The sequence below is a fragment of the Vibrio tapetis subsp. quintayensis genome, assembly GCF_030409945.1.
GTDB classification, from domain to species: Bacteria; Pseudomonadota; Gammaproteobacteria; order Enterobacterales; family Vibrionaceae; genus Vibrio; species Vibrio quintayensis.
The window spans coordinates 301,878-317,659 of sequence record NZ_JAUFQV010000028.1 but is presented as its reverse complement, the minus strand read 5'-3'; the positions used below and the strand labels follow the sequence as shown (position 1 = coordinate 317,659).

The window sequence follows — 15,782 nt, the reverse complement described above, 5'->3', positions numbered from 1 at the left end:
TGGGTTTAAGCGAGTTTAGAGCGAACTAAACCACTAACTTTACCCATGTCTGCACGCCCTTGAATTTGTGGTTTCAAGATAGCCATCACTTTACCCATGTCTTGCATGCCCGCTGGGTTAGCTTCAGTAATTGCGCTATCAACTAGTGCACTTACTTCTTCATCACTTAGCGGTTGAGGCATAAAGCCTTCAAGTACAGTAATTTCTGCTTTCTCCACGTCAGCAAGATCTTGACGATTCGCTGATTCGTATTGAGCGACAGAATCGCGACGTTGTTTAACCATTTTTACCAGCACAGCAAGAATGTCGTCATCAGAGAGTGTAATACGCTCATCAACTTCACGTTGCTTGATTGCTGAAAGGGCTAAACGAATTGTGCCAAGGCGCGGTTTGTCCTTGGCTTTCATCGCTAGTTTCTGCTCTTCTTTGAGTTGGTCAATCAGAGCCATAACTCAGTCCTTATGGATTAAGTTATTAGTACAGACGAACGCGACGTGCGTTTTCGCGAGCAAGCTTCTTAGCGTGACGCTTTTGAGCTGCTGCTTTAGCGCGTTTACGTACTGTAGTAGGTTTTTCATAGTGCTCACGACGACGCACTTCAGAAAGGATACCTGCTTTTTCGCAAGAGCGCTTGAAACGACGTAGAGCTACGTCGAACGGTTCGTTTTCACGTACTTTAACTACTGGCATATGCCTTTCACCTCAGGGGTTATTCGTTAACGCTGGTACTTTACTAACCAATCACAAATATGAAAGGTCTTTAACCAGCTTGATCAAAATGGTGCGGAATTTTAATCCGATCCCAACCCTTTTGTAAAGTATTATCGCAGTCAGAACTGGTTAATTTTTTTCCTAAGCGGTAAACTTGCGCCAATTCTAGCTAATACTGAGAACGTAATGCGCATTTTAGGTATCGAAACTTCCTGTGATGAAACAGGCATTGCCATCTATGATGATGAGAAAGGCCTCCTTTCACACCAATTATACAGCCAAGTAAAACTGCATGCCGACTATGGTGGTGTAGTGCCTGAGTTGGCTTCACGTGATCACGTTAAAAAGACGATTCCTCTTATTAAGGCCGCGATGGCCGAAGTGAATTTAACGCCTGCTGACATCGATGGCATTGCTTATACTGCAGGCCCAGGCCTTGTAGGTGCTTTGCTTGTAGGTGCCACGATTGGTCGTAGTATCGCTTACGCTTGGGATGTACCAGCGGTGCCCGTGCACCATATGGAAGGCCACTTACTTGCCCCTATGCTTGAAGATACGCCACCGTCATTCCCGTTCATTGCTCTGCTGGTTTCTGGTGGTCACACCATGATTGTGGAAGTGAAAGGCATCGGTGAATACAAAATATTGGGCGAGTCAGTCGATGATGCGGCTGGGGAAGCGTTTGATAAAACCGCTAAACTCATGGGGCTAGATTATCCAGGAGGCCCACTACTATCGCGTTTAGCGGAAAAAGGCACTCCTGGCCGCTTTAAGTTCCCTCGTCCTATGACTAACGTCCCCGGTTTAGATATGAGCTTCTCTGGTTTGAAAACCTTTGCTGCAAATACCATTGCTGCCAATGAAGAAGACGACCAAACCCGCGCGGACATTGCCCATGCATTCCAAGAGGCGGTGTGTGCTACTTTGGTTATTAAATGTCGCCGTGCACTAGAACAAACAGGTATGAAGCGAATTGTGATAGCCGGCGGTGTCAGTGCAAACAAACAATTGCGGGCTTCATTAGAGCAATTGGCGAAAAAAATTGGCGGTGAAGTTTTTTACCCAAGAACTGAATTTTGTACCGATAATGGTGCAATGATCGCTTATGCGGGAATGCAACGTCTAAAAAACGGTGAAGTGTCTGACCTTGGCGTCGAAGCCAAACCAAGATGGCCGATTGATCAACTTGAGTCGATTAATCGCTAAATAAAATAGAGTTTAAAAACACGGCAGCTTATCGATATAAGCTGCCGTTTTCATTTGGATTGAACAACAGAAAACGCTAATCAAGCATAAGGAAATATCATGGCTATATTCTCTCGTCACAATCACAACATGCATTATTTAGATGTAGGCAAGGGACCGGTATTGCTTTTCGGCCACAGCTACCTTTGGGATAGCAAGATGTGGGCTCCTCAAGTAGAAGCCTTAAGCCAGAATTATCGTTGTATTGTGCCGGATCTATGGGCGCACGGTGAGTCAGAAGCACTACCAAAGCAAACCACCAACTTGCAAGACTATGCAGCAGATTTGTTGGCGTTAATGGATCACTTAGAAGTGGAACACTTCAATGTTGTTGGCTTATCTGTTGGTGGCATGTGGGGCACGGAATTGGCGTTATTGGCTCCTCAGCGTGTTAAGTCTTTAGTTATCATGGATACCTTTGTTGGTTTAGAGCCGGAAATTACGCATCAGCGGTACTTCGCCATGTTAGATGGAATAACGGCAGCGCAAAGCGTTCCTGCTCCCATTGTAGAAGCGGTGGCGCCACTGTTTTTTGCCAATGATGCAAAACAAGACAATCCGGAATTAGTGGCTGGGTTTGAAGGTTATTTAGCAAGTCTTAAGGGACAAGCGGCGGTTGATGTGGCGCGAGTAGGCCGAATTGTATTCGGACGTCGTGATCAGTTTGAAGATATCGAAAAGTTGGCGCTGCCTGTGCTGATCATGGCCGGTGACCAAGATAAACCAAGGCCGGTTTTTGAATCTTACTTAATGCAAGATGCCATTACAGGTAGTGAGTTAGTGGTGATCCCAAATGCGGGACACATCAGTAACTTAGAGCAACCTGAGTTTGTGACAGATAAATTGGTTAATTTTTTAGGCACTCACGCGGTATAAAAACTCGTCGCTTGCTAAAGTAAATCAGGCTTTTGAGGTGAGGTACGGTGACCGACTTTGGGCTCCGTACCATCATACAAGCGTCGAATATTTTGATGATGACGCAAGATGATCAAACAGCACAGCATTGAGACGGGCAAGGTATAATCAGGCGCGACCCACCAAGTAAATAAAGGGGCAATTAACGCGGTGACGATGGCCGCAAATGATGAATAACGGGTCACAAATATAACCACGAGCCACGTACTCATCAGCATGGCCGTTAAATCTAGCCCCATGGGAGCCATGGCACCTAATGCGGTTGCGACCCCTTTTCCACCTTGAAAGTGAAAAAACAGCGGGTACATGTGGCCCAAACAGGCTGCGATACCGACCAAGCCTAATATAATGTCATCAACATTGAGGTACCAACTCAGCCAAACGGGTATGGTGCCTTTCAACATATCACATAACAATACCGCCGCTGCTGCTGGCTTTGAGCCACTACGAAGTACGTTGGTTGCGCCAGGGTTTTTTGAACCCGTTTTTCGTGGGTCTTCAATTTTCAGCAGTCGACAAATCAAAACCGCACTCGAAATCGAACCTAATAAATAGGCCAATATGATCATAATTAGTGCAGTAGCGGTCATTGCTTTCCTTATGCAGCAAAGTTAATGCTGAATAGCTGGATGATTTTTAGTATATTTTACGGGTTTTTCTTTCAAATGGGTATCCGACCTGTAGAAGAGTTGATTAAGGATCAAAAATGGCACTGGACAAAGTTTTTATTGAGCAATTGGAAGTTATTACTACGATCGGTGTTTACGACTGGGAACAAGAGATCAAACAGAAGCTGGTTTTGGATCTCGAAATGGCTCATGACAACCGCCCTGCAGGAAAAAGTGATGATGTTGTTGATGCGCTGGATTACTCAAAAGTGAGTGAAGCCGTGCTGAATCATATTGAAACAGGTCGCTTTTTATTGGTAGAGCGAGTGGCTGAAGAAATTGCAGAATTGATCATGACTCAGTTCTCAGTGCCGTGGATCAAGATTCGTTTGACTAAACCCGGCGCAGTACCGCAAGCAAGTGGCGTTGGTGTGATCATCGAACGAGGCACTTTATGATAACGACCTACATTGGAGTAGGATCAAACATAGAGCGTGAAAAGCACGTTCGTGTTGCGTTAGAAGAGTTAGAACAGCTTGGTGAAGGTCTGCGCTGTTCAACGATATACGACTGCGCGGCGGTCGGCTTTTCGAGTCATTCTTTCTACAATTTGGTCGTGGAACTGAAAACGTCATATTCCTTACGTAATTTAATGCAAAAATTACGTGAGATTGAATTGAAGTGGGGCAGAGAGCCCGATGCTCAAAAACTGCAAGATCGCACGTTAGATTTGGATATCATTTTGTTCGGTGAGCAAGTATCAGCAGCTTGCCCACAATTACCACGAGACGATATCTTTAAGTTCGCTTTTGTTATTCAACCATTATACGAATTGTGCCCCAATCGAGTCATTCCACAAGATGGCCGAACGGTGGCGCAAATTTGGCAAACCCATTCTGATTTAGATTCACTGATCGCAGTGGATCTTTTTAAATAGTGAAGATGCAATGAGTTATTTTGAAGCCTTTATGTTAGCGCTTATTCAAGGCCTAACGGAATTTTTACCTATTTCGAGCTCTGCTCACTTGATCCTACCGTCTGCAATTTTAGGTTGGGAAGATCAAGGTCTAGCTTTTGATGTGGCGGTTCATGTTGGTACCTTACTGGCCGTTGTGATCTATTTCCGCAAAGAAGTGATTACGTTATTTGGGGCGCTATTCGGTTCCATATTTAAAGGTGACCGCAGTAAAGAAGCCAAATTAGCATGGATGATTGTGCTAGCGACGATCCCTGCCTGTGTGTTCGGCTTGTTCATGAAAGACATTATCGAGCTGTACTTACGCAGTGCGTGGGTGATCGCCACCACTACTATCGTGTTCGCTTTACTCCTTTGGTGGGTGGATAACAATGCCAAGTTAACGGATGACGAATACGTGGCAGATTGGAAAAAGTCGCTGTTTATTGGTCTGTCTCAAGCCTTGGCGATTATCCCGGGTACGTCTCGTTCTGGCGCAACCATTACGGCCGCGTTGTATCTTGGCTTTACTCGTGAAGCTGCCGCACGTTTTTCATTTTTAATGTCTATCCCGATCATCACTCTCGCAGGTGGTTACTTGGGCTTGAAGCTAGCCATGAGCGGTGATCCTATACATTTAGGCTTCTTGCTAACCGGCATTGTTACGTCGTTCGTGAGTGCGTATATCTGTATTCATTACTTCTTGAAGCTGATCTCACGTATGGGCATGTTGCCATTTGTTATCTATCGTCTGATTTTAGGCTTCGGTCTGTTTGCTTTCTTGATGATGGGATAAAAGCCGAATACAGAATTCGCTTTGCTCACGAAAGTACAGAGTTCTAGAAACAACAAGAGCCTAAAGGTTTTACACTTTTAGGCTCTTTTTTTCTGTATTCTCAGGGCAAAGCCCGTCTCTGGATTCGCTCTTTTCTGCTCTATCGCTTTATATCTGCAATCGCTTCGATTCTTCGCTTATCCAACTCGTCCCGAATTGCTTTGCCTTGAAAACCATCTGCGACCACCTGTTGCACGTCTACTGCCATTGCGGCTTCATATGCTAAGAGGAACATCCCGCTTTGTTCGTAGGGCATGTTTTCACAGCCTAGGCGACCTAGGTGATCAGCCTCACAACAGAGTAGTATTTGTTTAAAACGGTCGGGCTTACGCCATGCATCCATTTTGTTGAGAATTTTTAGCATGGTACTTGGCTTAAGTTCTGGCGCTCGATGCACATTGGTGTGGTGTTCACAAACCAGTAAAGCTAAATCTCGATAATCGTTGGGTACTTTGATTCGAGTGCACAAGGCTTTAATAATTTTCAGCCCAGTATGGCAATGCATTTTGTGACTAGGCCATTCACTTTCAGGCGTAATGCCTTTTCCTAAGTCGTGTACTTGAGCAGCAAACCGAACTATAGGTGACGAGCTAAGTTTTGCAGCTTGGTCTGCCACCATCAAAGTATGAATGCCTGTGTCTATTTCTGGGTGCCATTTTTCAGGCTGCGGCACACCAAATAGGCAGTCAAACTCTGGCAATACTACGGCCAGTGCCTGGCAATCACGTAACGCGCTTAAGAATACACTGGGCTTATCACTAACAAGAGATTTTTGCCATTCTTGCCATACACGTTCAGCGGTAAGGTGCGCCAACTCTCCACTGATCACGATGTCGGTCATTAACTGGTTGGTTGAAGCATGCACCTGAAAGCTAAGGGGGGATAATTTGGCGGCGAAACGTGCCACTCGCAATACTCGTAACGGGTCTTCACTGAATGCAGGAGAAACATGACGTAACAGGCGAGCGTCAATGTCGTTTTGCCCTCCGTAAGGGTCGATGAGTTCACCGGTTGCGCTTTTTGCTATGGCATTGATGGTTAAATCGCGTCGGATTAGATCTTCTTCCAATGTTACATCGGGAGCGGCGTAACACTCAAAGCCTGTGTAGCCATGGCCTGATTTTCGTTCTGTACGGGCCAATGCATATTCTTCATTAGTTTTTGGGTGTAGGAAGACAGGGAAGTCTTTACCGACGGTTTGAAAGCCTTGGTTAAGCATTTGTTGTGGGGTTGTTCCCACTACCACCCAATCGCGGTCATGCACTTTTAAACCGAGTAATTGATCACGAACGGCTCCACCAACTAAATATACTTCCAACTTTGAGCTCCTAAATGAGACAGATGCTTTACTTTCCATCCTGCAATGGTAGTTTGCTTGAATCTTAGCGAAGAGACATGAGTATGTATAAGGATTTTTTTGGCTTTGCGGAAGCGCCGTTTTCAATCGTGCCTAACGCCCGTTATATCTTTTTGAGTGAGCGTCACCGGGAAGCCATTAACCATTTACAGGCAGGGCTTGGAAACGGTGGTGGTTTTGCCATGCTAACAGGCGAGGTAGGTACGGGTAAAACAACCGTATCCAAAGCCATATTGGCAGGGCTCCCTGATGACGTCCGTGCTGGGTTATTATTAAACCCCACCTATTCGTGTTCTGATTTATTGGAATCAATCTGTGATGAGTACAATCTGGCTTATCCAGAAAACGCATCGCTAAAAGTACTCACTAAAGCCATTCATCAATATTTGTTGGGTAACCATGAGCAAGGCGCACAAACTTTGTTGGTGATTGATGAGGCGCAACACTTAGCGGTTGATGTACTCGAACAATTAAGGTTACTGACTAATTTAGAAACCGATACTGAAAAACTACTCAAAGTCTTGCTCATTGGCCAGCCGGAATTACAGGCAAACTTGCAAACTACCGAGCTGCGCCAGCTTGCACAACGAATTACTGGACGTTATCACCTGTTGCCTTTGAGCCAAGAAGAAGTGCTGCAGTATATCGAGTTTCGTTGTATGAAAGCGGGGGGAAAGGCTCAGCCATTTTCCGTCGGTGCGATGAAAGCGATTGCGAAATCCACTCAAGGCGTCCCACGTTTGATTAACCTTATTTGTGATAAGTCGCTGCAATACGCATATCAATCTGGTGAAAGTAAGATCAACACAAAGTTAGCGGTATTAGCTTGCCAAGACGTCATGGCGTTTCAGGCTCCTATTTCACCATCGTTGGCTAAAAGCGCCGTGTCTAACGCCGGAAATAAGCCAAGGTTTGGGTCTTTATCTACTTTGGTCCGGTTTTCCTTTACTGGGTTGGTTAGTGCTGGCTTAGCGGCTGGTACGTATGTGGCAACCCCTCAAGTGTTGGCGTGGTATCAGGGGCAGAATTCTTCTCAAGTCGTGGTCGCCTCTCACGTCGAACAACCAAAAGTAATCAGTGTTGAAACGAGTTTACAACCTTACTTATCCCGGGCTTTGGATCAAGTTGCAGCAGTGCAAGAACTGTATAAGTTATGGGGACTGAAAGCCTCCATTGTTGATGCCAGTTGCAGCGAAAAAAGTGCTGGGCCTTACTACTGTGAACAAGCAAGAACAGACCTCGCACAAATCGTGAAAGCCGATCGCCCTGTTGTATTAAAAATGCGTGTATCAGAGCAAAGTATCTATTCGGTACTCTACCGAGTTGAGGGTGAAAGCGCTGAATTATTAATTGCAAACAAGCGCATTCAAGTACCAAGGCAATGGCTAGAAGACAACTGGCAGGGCGAGTATCAGTATGTGTGGTTTAGCCCTATTAATCAGACGTTGAAACCCGGCCAACATGGCGAGTTGGTGAGAGTGCTGGATCAGCAGATTTCTCTGGCCATTGGTGAACCTGAGTCTGGGACCGATCGATTTGATGCAGGCTTAAAAAGTAAGGTGGAAGCGTTTCAACGTTGGCAGGGGTTGGATGTCGATGGCATAGCCGGACGGCACACCTTGATTAAAATGGATAGCATCATCAACAAAGATGCGCCTCGACTTAGCGTTGAACAAGGAGGGGCGTTATGAGTCTATCAATAAAACAAGCCGCTATCGTATTACTGCCTAGCGTCATTGCTGTCGCTATTGGGTACACACAGTATCAGCCCGTACAGCCTCAACCTCCGGTGCTGATTGAATCATCTGAATTGGCGCCCATCAGCTTGATAAAAGTGATGCCTTATCCAGAGTTTGATAATTTAACCCTGATTGCAAGGAAACCAAATTACATCGGAGCCAATGCGGTAGCAGTAGCCACACCAGTAAGCTTTGTTAACGGTGAATTGGTCGATAGTAAAGCGATGGATGAGTCTTTGGTTTCAAGAGAGTCGTCTAAGCCTGTTCCAGCCAAATCGACCAGCCAGGCTGACGATGGGGTTGAATTTGAAGAATTGGATTTGTCTTCCCTTTCACCTGAATTGGCGAAACAAATACAAGATGCCTTTGCTTCAACCGACGCATTAAACTCCAATGATACCTATAGTGAGCGAGAAGAAACTCCAAAGATTTCTTTGCCTGATGAAAGTGCGAGGTTTACGGGTAAGTTGCCTGCCATGAACTTGCAGACCCACATGTTCGCTTCTAATCAACAAAGCCGCTGGATTAAAGTAAACGGTAAAGAAGTGTATGAAGGAGAATGGATTACCCCTCAGGTGCAGTTGGTAACCATTAACCCACGTAACGTCGTGATTCGCTATGAAGGTGAACAAATAGAAATGCCTGCATTGTATGAGTGGCGTGGGTAGAGTCGACTTGCTAGATATGTAGGAAACGGACAATAAAAAGGCGACCAATGGTCGCCTTTTTATTGTCTGTCACTACGCTAATGGTTTAGCTCCAACCATTAGGTGATTTTTTTCGGCTTGGGATCATGTGGGGCAGTAATAAACCAAACAACAAACCTAGGCCAGCAACACCACCACCATACATAAAGTATTTAAGTAGCAAATCTTCTTTTTGAGTGTCTAGCTTAGCGCGCAATTCACGAACTTCGTCTTGCGACGTAAGAAGTTGCTTGTTCATTTCACTTTGGCTCGACTCTAGATCTTTAATTTGAGTATTACGAGCAGAAAGAGATTCCACTAAGCCAGCTTTAGCTTCATCAGAAGTTTGACGAGCCGTAGCCAGTTTCTCTTTTACTTCGGCTAGTTCTTTTTCTAACAGCGGTAAACGTTCAGCCATGCTAGGCACTTTAGATACAAACTTACTTTCAACCCAACCTTTACGACCTTTAGAGTCGACAATTTGACTGTAGCCTGCTTTGCGATCAGAGTTGACTAGGTCGACTTTATCACCTGCATTCACACTGCCAATAATGCGAAACTGATTACTTGGGCCAGCATGCATGTAAGTAAATAGGTTATCTGCAATGTAGCGGTTTTGAGCGAAACTGGTAGGCACTAGGAAAAGTGTCATGACAATCAAGCTAAATAGTTTTTTCACAATATGTCCCTTAATTGATACTTGTGCGAGACGACGGCGTAGGAAGATGCCGTTCTAATCAAAATACAATGAGGGAATAGTAAGAAGTTTCGAGGCTTGGTGCAACAAAAGAGGGAGGCAAAGCCTCCCTTTATGTGCGTTTGAGTCAATTAATGACACAACCCTTACATGGGTTAAGAGAATGCAGCTTGTAGACCGTAGAAGAAAATCACAGCCAATAGCGCACCTGCAGGAAGAGTAACAACCCAAGATGCAACGATGTTACGAACAACGCCAAGGTTCAATGCCGCAATACCGCGAGCAAAACCTACCCCTAATACAGCACCAACCAGAGTTTGTGTTGTTGAAATTGGAAGACCAGTACCTGACGCCAATACAACGGTAGATGCTGTCGCAAGTTGCGCTGCAAAGCCGCGGCTCGGGGTTAATTCAGTAATACCAGTACCCACGGTCGCCATTACTTTGTGACCCATGGTCGCGAGACCAACAACGATACCAATACCACCAAGAGGAAGAATCCACCAAGCAATAGAACTTTTCGCTGTGATTTCACCTAAGTTATCAACCGTTGAAACAACCGCTGAAAGTGGACCGATCGCATTTGCTACATCGTTCGAACCATGAGCGAACGCCATCGCACAAGCTGTGATAACCATTAACACAGTAAATACGCTTTCTACACCAGCGAAGCTATGGTCATTCTCTTGATTGGCAAATTTCTTCTGAATGTAGAAGTAGCCGCCAACCATAATAAATGAAGAGAAGCCTGCAGCCCAAAGCCATGCTTCAGCACCTTCTAGGTGCAAACCAACGTGCTTAAGACCTTTTTTAATGGTTACAAGCGAAATCACCATTGTGGTAATAAACATGTAAATAGGAACAAAACGTTTAGCATTAACCAATGGATTTTCAGTATCAAAAATCAGTCGCTGAGCACTGACGAAAATCGCATAGGCAAAGAAGCCTGAAATTAACGGGGTAACAATCCAGCTACCAACAATCCCTTGAACCGACGCCCAGTCTACCGCTTCAGTACCTACTGATACACAAGCAAACCCGACGATTGCACCAATGATGGAGTGCGTCGTAGAAACAGGCCAACCCATGTACGATGCAAGTAATAACCATGTACCTGCTGCAAGCAGAGCAGACATCATACCAAACACCAATACATCTGGTTGATGGGTGAAGTACGACATCTCAATTACCCCTTTACGGATAGTATCTGTCACTTCACCACCCGCAAGGTATGCACCTGCGAATTCGAATATCATCGCAATGATGATGGCTTGCTTTACTGTTAGCGCTTTAGAGCCAACAGAGGTACCCATGGCATTGGCTACATCATTGGCACCGATACCGATCGCCATCATGAAACCAAATAGAGCTGCAATAATAATGATCACAGTGCCGTAGTTCTGAAGGATATCCATTGTAATACCTAGTTTGTTGAAAACTGTTGAGTATATTTTCGTGCACGCACGCATAAGAGTAGTGTCTTGTTTTGGTAAACACTACTCAGTAATCATACTCGTTGTTATTAAGTTAAAGTTAGATTAAGAACGAGAGAGCATGAGTTCAAGACGCGAGCCTACACGCTGCGCTTGATCGGCAATGCCGCCCATCCATTCTAAAATCTTGTACAAGAACATGACATCGATTGGGTTGTACTTAGATTCTATCGCCATTAATTGTTGACGAAGTTCGATCTGAAGTGCATCCGTATCATCCTCGATGACATCAAGTTGATTGATCATTTCAGCTACTAATGTAACTTCGCGACCTTTGAAGCCCGTTTCTAAAAGCTCATCGAGTTCGTTGATAACGTTTTGTGCTTGATCAGCAGCATCGAGACAACGTTTCACGTAAGCGATGAAATTCTCTTGAAGAGGAGCTGGGATTTGAAGTTGACGACCTACAACACGACCTGAAATGTCTTTTGCAAGGTTTGCCAGCTTGTCTTGCTGTGTTAGCAATTCAAGCATGTCAGTGCGGTCTACAGGCATAAATAATCCACGTGGGAGCTTTAAGCGGATCTCACGTTTCAATACATCAGCTTCTTTCTCTAAATGAGAAATTTGCGCGCGAATTTCGGCTGCTTTATCCCAATCACCCTGAGCACAAACTTCAAAGAAGTTAACAAGGTGGGAACAACATTCGTTTACGCACACAACGTGACGCTGCAAAGGCTTAATTGGGGACTTTGCAAATAACCCCATAATTGTATTCACTGGCATGGTCATTCAACCTATTTAAAATATAACCTGATAAAGAAACATGCACCATATGACGGCGAATTCTTAAGCGGTGGCTATAAAGTCGCGCATGTTAACCCAATCACCCTGTCATTAAAACTGTTTTAGATCATTATTAGGGTGATAAATCCCACTTGCTCGGGTGGGGTTTAAGCCATATGCTGTCATGGTCATCCGTTAAAGGTAGAGCTATGGAAACCGAGATAGAACTGAAGTTTTTTGTTTCACCAGATTTTTCAACAAGTTTGGTAGAAAAACTAGCAAATGAAAAAGTCCTTCAGCACAGTTGCCGAGACTTAGGCAACACCTATTTTGATACCCCAGATAACTGGTTACGTCAGCATGATACGGGACTACGAATTCGTCGATTCGATGATGTTTTTGTACAAACAGTCAAAACCGCGGGTCGTGTCGTCGCTGGATTGCACCAACGACCAGAATACAATGCTGAACATACGAACAATACGCCCGACCTTTCTCTCCATCCTAGCGACATTTGGCCATCAGGCAAAGACAATCAGGTGCTTCAAAGTGAGCTAGTTGGCATTTTTTCTACTGATTTCACTCGAGAGCAGTGGTTAGTGAACATGACAGATGGCAGCCAAGTTGAAGTGGCTTTCGATCAAGGGCTTGTGACCGCTGACGGAAAGCAGACGGATATATGCGAAGTCGAGCTTGAGCTTAAGTCAGGTCAAACCGATGCACTGTTTAACTTGGCACGAGTATTATGCGCGGAAGGTGGCATTCGTCTTGGTAATTTAAGTAAAGCGGCCAGAGGCTACCGGTTGGCGTACGATTATCAAGGTGATAAAGAAAAGCCATTGAGCTTAGTGGATACCAGTGCCACTGATAACGTGGAATATTGTTTTATTCAGTCACTCGAACATGCGTTGGAGCACTGGCACTATCACGAACAAATTTATTTTGAGCGGGATTCATTTGAAGCCTTGCATGAAATTGCCCATGCGATTTGCTTTATTCGTCAAACCTTAACCGTTTTTGGTGGCATTGTCCCAAGGCGTGCGAGTGCCATCATTCGTCAAGAATTAAAGTGGCTTGAGGAAGAACTTACTTGGCTTAAATCCGCCGACTATCTCGAAGAGTTGATGGATGATAAAGGGCACGTATTACGCAAGCTGGATGCACAAAAAGAGTTAGTGGAACAATTGAAAGTCCAGCGTAAAGCGCTACCTGAAAGAGAAGAGCTGCTTAAGCTGTTCCAATCAGCCAGATACACTAAGCTGTTGCTCGATTTAAGCCGTTGGATTTTAACTCGCGGTTGGCAGCCATTTCTGGATGAGAAAGCTCGCAATAAAATGGCGCAAAGCATTCGACCTTTTGCCGTTCAACAGCTTGATCGAACATGGGCTGAATTAATGGAGGCTTTCCCTCCAGAGCGAGAACTTGGCCGCCAAGAATACATAGATCAAAAGTATCGTCTGATCCGAAATTTATACACTGGGATCTGCTTTGCTTCGTTGTTTGATGTAGCGGATCGAAACAGCTTTCGCTTGCCGTGGGCTGATTTACAACAGGGCATTGATGACTTATTGATGCTGGAGCCACTTCAGAAATTATTAAGTTCGTTTGACGGTGATGAACAAAAACAGCTCGAAAAATGGTTAAAACGCCAAGAATACTCCATATTGCATGCCATGGAGCAAACTCGCTCAATGGGCATTGAAGCCGAACCGTACTGGCAATAAACGATAAATACCGATCCCAATTAAAAGCTAACCTAGTGTTAGCTTTTTTTATGCCCGCTCTCCTTATATATTTTACTTTGCAGCTCAATTGATTGATTAAAAGTTAACCGTGTCACACTTGCTATCATCATGAGTTAAGTTCTGTTGCTTCCTGCCGCTGACTTTAGTGATAACAAATGGTAGCGAAAACACGAACAATAAGAATTGGATCACAATTAGCAAAAACAAATGGGTAAAAACGATCAGTAAGACAAAGCTGTCTAATTGATTTTGCTATCATGCCGTATTCATACGAAGCGTGAAATAAATACTAAGTACCGAGAATTAGCTTCAAAAATGGGATGCTGTGTCGTAACGCAGATCGGATAAAAACAAAATAATTGGAGTGCCGTCTATGGCAAGCTTGACGTTTAGGCCTTGGGAAAGAATCATTACCGATATTAAATTGGTACCCAAAATGGTGATGTTAATGGTGTTCAGTTCACTGTTGATCATTGGCAAACAACTTTGGGATGCGAATACATTTTACGATTCGTTGATTCTTGTCCAAAAAGACCAAGTGATGGAAGTGTCTAACGCACAAGCTAATTTCTTCAATGACATCATTGAGGATAACAACGAGCAAGGTAAATTGCTCGTTGAGCGCTCCATGTCTTCTCAAAGCCATTCTAACAGTAGCCAATACATGTACTTAGTAGAGCGTGATACGGGCAAAGTTATCGGTCACCCTAAAGCACAACGTATCTCTGATTTATCGAATCAAACAGACTCTGGTGCGCGTCTTTCAGAGTTGTTGGGCAAGGTATCACCGCAGGGTGTCGGTTATGAGTTGGTTGGGGGCGAGCGTTTTGAGTTCGCCAAGCAAATTGACGGTGTAAACTGGATTATTGTTGCTTCGCAAGGTACTGACACCGCACTGAATATTTACAACGACTACTTAATTCAAATGGTTTGGCAGACAGTCGTAATGATTGCCATCTTTGTCGTTATCTTATTGGGCGCAGCCAAAGTGATGTTGCGTCAAACCTTATATATTGCAGAAAGCATCCAAAACCTAGCCAATAAAGATTTGTCTGAAGCCATTGATATGGACTGTAAAGACGAATATGGCGACTTAGCAAGAGAGTTAGAAAAAACTCGTAAGCAGCTTCATGATGTTATCGCGACGCAAGTGGCCTCTTCACAAGAGCTATTCTCGTTGACCGAGATTATGACCATTAGCATGTCTGAAACCAAAGATTCAGCGCAAGAAGAGTTCAATGAAATTGACCAGCTTGCAACAGCCATGAGTGAAATGACCACCACAGTTCAAACGGTTGCCGATCATGCGCAAAGCGCTTCAAGCGTAACGGAAAGTGCTTCAGAGCAAGCCGAGAAAGGCCAACGCTTTGTGATGGACTCTGTAGGTAAAATGAATGAGTTATCCAGTGATATCTCTCAATCTGCTCAAGCGGTAAATGAAGTAGAAGAGCGTGTTGATGCTATCGGCAGTGTCGTTGGCACAATCCAAGGGATCTCTGAGCAAACTAATTTACTGGCGTTAAACGCTGCCATCGAAGCGGCTCGTGCTGGTGAAGCTGGCCGTGGATTTGCCGTGGTTGCAGATGAAGTACGAAATCTAGCCCAGCGGACTCAACAAGCAACGGTTGAAATTCAAGACATGATCTCTCAACTGCAAAGCAGTGCTAACAGTGCGGTAGAGCTGATGGAGAAAAGCGTGGTTGAAGCAGCCGACGGCGTTGAGTTAGTGACCAATGCTGGTTCAGAGCTTGGAGGTATCGTTGAACAAGTGACTCAAATTAACGAAATGAACTTCCAGATTGCAACCGCCGCAGGGCAGCAAAGTACCGTGGCCGAAGAGATGAACCAAAACCTGACTAACGTACGTGAATTGGTTGAGGCGTCTGTGGTGGTCGTTACTGAGTTGCTTGAAACTTCAGAAATGATGGAGTCTAACGCCGCGGAATTAGATACCAAGATCCAATCTTTTAAAGTCTAAAAACGCTTAAATAGATCAAACAATTGACGCCCACATAGCCTATGTGGGCGTTTTTTTATGTTACTGTTTTGTCTCGCCGCAAAGACAAGGAT

Annotated in this window: 16 protein-coding genes; 9 read left to right on the top strand and 7 right to left on the bottom strand. The window is 44.7% G+C overall.

Annotated elements, in window-relative coordinates; genetic code table 11:
* Window positions 1-5: 5 nt before the first annotated feature.
* Both QWZ04_RS14815 and rpsU read right to left on the bottom strand, forming a co-directional pair.
* Complete coding sequence (locus QWZ04_RS14815) at window positions 6-449, bottom strand: GatB/YqeY domain-containing protein (RefSeq protein WP_290329038.1); 444 nt, start codon at window positions 447-449, stop codon at window positions 6-8.
* Window positions 450-474: 25 nt separating this feature from the next.
* Entirely contained in the window at window positions 475-690 is a 216-nt protein-coding gene (rpsU, locus tag QWZ04_RS14810) for a 30S ribosomal protein S21 (protein ID WP_001145625.1), read from the bottom strand.
* Between the two features lie 207 nt (window positions 691-897).
* Here rpsU and tsaD point away from each other — a divergent pair, with 207 nt between their 5' ends.
* Complete coding sequence (gene tsaD, locus QWZ04_RS14805; protein ID WP_290329037.1) at window positions 898-1,917, top strand: tRNA (adenosine(37)-N6)-threonylcarbamoyltransferase complex transferase subunit TsaD; 1,020 nt, start codon at window positions 898-900, stop codon at window positions 1,915-1,917.
* 99 nt (window positions 1,918-2,016) lie between these two features.
* A complete protein-coding gene (locus tag QWZ04_RS14800) occupies window positions 2,017-2,832 on the top strand; it encodes an alpha/beta fold hydrolase (RefSeq protein WP_290329036.1) in 816 nt (271 codons plus the stop codon).
* A gap of 14 nt (window positions 2,833-2,846) precedes the next feature.
* Here QWZ04_RS14800 and plsY read toward each other — a convergent pair whose 3' ends face one another.
* Window positions 2,847-3,461 (bottom strand): glycerol-3-phosphate 1-O-acyltransferase PlsY, encoded by a 615-nt coding sequence (plsY, locus tag QWZ04_RS14795; RefSeq protein WP_290329035.1) that lies wholly within the window; start codon window positions 3,459-3,461, stop codon window positions 2,847-2,849.
* Between the two features lie 116 nt (window positions 3,462-3,577).
* Between plsY and folB the strand changes: the two genes are divergently transcribed.
* From folB to QWZ04_RS14780, 3 genes are read left to right on the top strand one after another with little or no spacing between them, the layout of a single operon-like run.
* Complete coding sequence (gene folB, locus QWZ04_RS14790; RefSeq protein WP_102521084.1) at window positions 3,578-3,937, top strand: dihydroneopterin aldolase; 360 nt, start codon at window positions 3,578-3,580, stop codon at window positions 3,935-3,937.
* Window positions 3,934-4,416 (top strand): 2-amino-4-hydroxy-6-hydroxymethyldihydropteridine diphosphokinase, encoded by a 483-nt coding sequence (gene folK, locus QWZ04_RS14785; RefSeq protein ID WP_290329034.1) that lies wholly within the window; start codon window positions 3,934-3,936, stop codon window positions 4,414-4,416. The genes folB and folK overlap by 4 nt, the downstream gene beginning before the upstream one ends.
* 10 nt (window positions 4,417-4,426) lie before the next feature.
* Window positions 4,427-5,230 carry an undecaprenyl-diphosphate phosphatase gene (locus QWZ04_RS14780; protein WP_290329033.1) on the top strand — a complete coding sequence of 268 codons (804 nt, stop codon included), beginning with the start codon at window positions 4,427-4,429 and terminating at the stop codon, window positions 5,228-5,230.
* Between the two features lie 139 nt (window positions 5,231-5,369).
* On the opposite strand, the gene QWZ04_RS14775 is transcribed toward QWZ04_RS14780, so the two are convergent.
* Complete coding sequence (locus tag QWZ04_RS14775) at window positions 5,370-6,587, bottom strand: multifunctional CCA addition/repair protein (protein ID WP_290329032.1); 1,218 nt, start codon at window positions 6,585-6,587, stop codon at window positions 5,370-5,372.
* Window positions 6,588-6,670: 83 nt separating this feature from the next.
* Here QWZ04_RS14775 and QWZ04_RS14770 point away from each other — a divergent pair, with 83 nt between their 5' ends.
* Together QWZ04_RS14770 and QWZ04_RS14765 are read left to right on the top strand one after the other, a co-directional pair.
* Window positions 6,671-8,317, top strand: a complete 1,647-nt coding sequence (locus QWZ04_RS14770; RefSeq protein ID WP_290329031.1) for an ExeA family protein — start codon at window positions 6,671-6,673, stop codon at window positions 8,315-8,317.
* The gene (locus QWZ04_RS14765; protein WP_290329030.1) at window positions 8,314-9,033 is read left to right on the top strand and encodes a general secretion pathway protein GspB; all 720 of its coding nucleotides are present in this window, start codon (window positions 8,314-8,316) and stop codon (window positions 9,031-9,033) included. The genes QWZ04_RS14770 and QWZ04_RS14765 overlap by 4 nt, the downstream gene beginning before the upstream one ends.
* 85 nt (window positions 9,034-9,118) lie before the next feature.
* On the opposite strand, the gene QWZ04_RS14760 is transcribed toward QWZ04_RS14765, so the two are convergent.
* The 3 genes from QWZ04_RS14760 to QWZ04_RS14750 all read right to left on the bottom strand — a co-directional run bounded on the left by QWZ04_RS14760 (window position 9,119) and on the right by QWZ04_RS14750 (window position 11,967).
* The gene (locus tag QWZ04_RS14760; RefSeq protein ID WP_290329029.1) at window positions 9,119-9,730 is read right to left on the bottom strand and encodes a TIGR04211 family SH3 domain-containing protein; all 612 of its coding nucleotides are present in this window, start codon (window positions 9,728-9,730) and stop codon (window positions 9,119-9,121) included.
* A gap of 173 nt (window positions 9,731-9,903) precedes the next feature.
* Complete coding sequence (locus QWZ04_RS14755) at window positions 9,904-11,163, bottom strand: inorganic phosphate transporter (protein WP_290329028.1); 1,260 nt, start codon at window positions 11,161-11,163, stop codon at window positions 9,904-9,906.
* 123 nt (window positions 11,164-11,286) lie between these two features.
* Window positions 11,287-11,967: a TIGR00153 family protein gene (locus QWZ04_RS14750; protein WP_172443044.1), complete on the bottom strand. Its 681-nt coding sequence runs from the start codon at window positions 11,965-11,967 to the stop codon at window positions 11,287-11,289.
* 209 nt (window positions 11,968-12,176) lie between these two features.
* Here QWZ04_RS14750 and QWZ04_RS14745 point away from each other — a divergent pair, with 209 nt between their 5' ends.
* Window positions 12,177-13,691, top strand: coding sequence for a CYTH and CHAD domain-containing protein (locus QWZ04_RS14745; protein ID WP_290329027.1), 1,515 nt, complete (start codon window positions 12,177-12,179; stop codon window positions 13,689-13,691).
* Between the two features lie 394 nt (window positions 13,692-14,085).
* Window positions 14,086-15,690: a methyl-accepting chemotaxis protein gene (locus QWZ04_RS14740; protein ID WP_290329026.1), complete on the top strand. Its 1,605-nt coding sequence runs from the start codon at window positions 14,086-14,088 to the stop codon at window positions 15,688-15,690.
* Window positions 15,691-15,782 lie beyond the last annotated feature (92 nt).

Excerpts from the sequence above, each read along its gene's own strand:
- QWZ04_RS14740 (WP_290329026.1), top strand. The coding sequence starts at position 14,086 with ATGGCAAGCTTGACGTTTAGGCCTTGGGAAAGAATCATTACCGATATT.
- QWZ04_RS14800 (WP_290329036.1), top strand. The coding sequence starts at position 2,017 with ATGGCTATATTCTCTCGTCACAATCACAACATGCATTATTTAGATGTA.
- folB (WP_102521084.1), top strand. The coding sequence starts at position 3,578 with ATGGCACTGGACAAAGTTTTTATTGAGCAATTGGAAGTTATTACTACG.
- QWZ04_RS14745 (WP_290329027.1), top strand. The coding sequence starts at position 12,177 with ATGGAAACCGAGATAGAACTGAAGTTTTTTGTTTCACCAGATTTTTCA.
- plsY (WP_290329035.1), bottom strand. The coding sequence starts at position 3,461 with ATGACCGCTACTGCACTAATTATGATCATATTGGCCTATTTATTAGGT.
- QWZ04_RS14770 (WP_290329031.1), top strand. The coding sequence starts at position 6,671 with ATGTATAAGGATTTTTTTGGCTTTGCGGAAGCGCCGTTTTCAATCGTG.
- QWZ04_RS14780 (WP_290329033.1), top strand. The coding sequence starts at position 4,427 with ATGAGTTATTTTGAAGCCTTTATGTTAGCGCTTATTCAAGGCCTAACG.
- rpsU (WP_001145625.1), bottom strand. The coding sequence starts at position 690 with ATGCCAGTAGTTAAAGTACGTGAAAACGAACCGTTCGACGTAGCTCTA.
- QWZ04_RS14755 (WP_290329028.1), bottom strand. The coding sequence starts at position 11,163 with ATGGATATCCTTCAGAACTACGGCACTGTGATCATTATTATTGCAGCT.
- tsaD (WP_290329037.1), top strand. The coding sequence starts at position 898 with ATGCGCATTTTAGGTATCGAAACTTCCTGTGATGAAACAGGCATTGCC.
- QWZ04_RS14765 (WP_290329030.1), top strand. The coding sequence starts at position 8,314 with ATGAGTCTATCAATAAAACAAGCCGCTATCGTATTACTGCCTAGCGTC.
- QWZ04_RS14750 (WP_172443044.1), bottom strand. The coding sequence starts at position 11,967 with ATGCCAGTGAATACAATTATGGGGTTATTTGCAAAGTCCCCAATTAAG.
- QWZ04_RS14815 (WP_290329038.1), bottom strand. The coding sequence starts at position 449 with ATGGCTCTGATTGACCAACTCAAAGAAGAGCAGAAACTAGCGATGAAA.
- folK (WP_290329034.1), top strand. The coding sequence starts at position 3,934 with ATGATAACGACCTACATTGGAGTAGGATCAAACATAGAGCGTGAAAAG.